We start from the raw sequence: 1,152 nt of genomic DNA on the forward strand, positions 1-1,152 counted from the left end.
ATTCAGCCTTGAGCGTGCCGAAGAAGCTTTCCATGGCGGCATTGTCAAGGCAGTTTCCCTTGCGGGACATACTTTGCGTCACAGCATGCTCCTTGAGCATGCGCCGATAGGCAGGCATCTGGTACTGCCAGCCTTGGTCTGAATGCAGCATCGGCTTATCGTTGTCCTGGCACTTGGCCAGTGCCTTCTTGAGCATGGCCCCGACCAGATCGAAGGTAGGTCGCTTGCTTGTCTGATAGGCAATGATCTCGCCGTTGTACAGGTCCATCACCGGCGACAGGTATAGCTTCTCCCCGCCAACATTGAATTCGGTCACGTCGGTCACCCATTTCTGGTTAGGACGTTGTGCGTCGAACTGGCGGTTGAGCAGATTCGGCGCCGCCCGTCCCATCTCCCCGCGATAGGAGCGGTACTTTTTCGGCCGCACCAGCGACTTCAGCCGCAATTGCCCCATAAGGCGCTGTACGGTCTTGTGGTTGATGATCCAGCCCATCTGCCGGATTGTGGCGGTGATCCGCCGATAGCCATAGCGCCCCCTGTGGCATGTATAGACGGCCCGGATCCTGGCTTTCAGCTCCGCGTGCTTGTCACCGGCATTCACCACCTTTTGCTGGTAATAAAACGTGCTGCGGGCCAAATCTGCGGCCTTGAGCAAGCCCGCCAACGGGTACTGCTGCCTTAGCTCAAGCACTATTTGCGCTTTTTCTGCTGCGCTGCTTTCTTCGCTTGAACCAAGGCATCGAGTTTTTTTAGGTACGCCACCTCCGCGCGCAGGTACTCGATTTCTTTGAGCAATTCCTTGCGCGGACGCTCGTCATCGGCAACCGGCTCGGCCGGAGATTTGGGAGGAATGGCTTGCGGCATCGTCTTGGGGCGCCCGCGAGGTCGGGGCGACAGGGCATCTATACCGCCACTATGATAGCGGCGCTCCCAGACGCCAATGCAACCCGGGCTGCGGATGTCAAACAACGCCGCCGTTTGCTCGCCTGAAAGACCTTCTCGCCACATGCGCAGCAGCACCGAGAGTTTGAATTCAGTGCTGTAGGGATTGCGCTTCTTGCGCAGCCCGTCTTGGCCATGCTGGCGGTAGCTCGCCACCCAACGCTGCACGAGCTTGTAGCCAACTCCATACTGCGCCGCGATCGCCTTGAA

The 1,152-nt window shown here is 58.5% G+C and carries 1 pseudogene; it reads right to left on the reverse strand.

The features are described 5' to 3' along the window. A pseudogene (locus KHO18_RS28235) lies at positions 1-1,152 on the reverse strand (IS3 family transposase); the annotation flags it as partial.

The organism is Cupriavidus campinensis, assembly GCF_905397395.1.
Lineage (GTDB): Bacteria > Pseudomonadota > Gammaproteobacteria > Burkholderiales > Burkholderiaceae > Cupriavidus > Cupriavidus campinensis.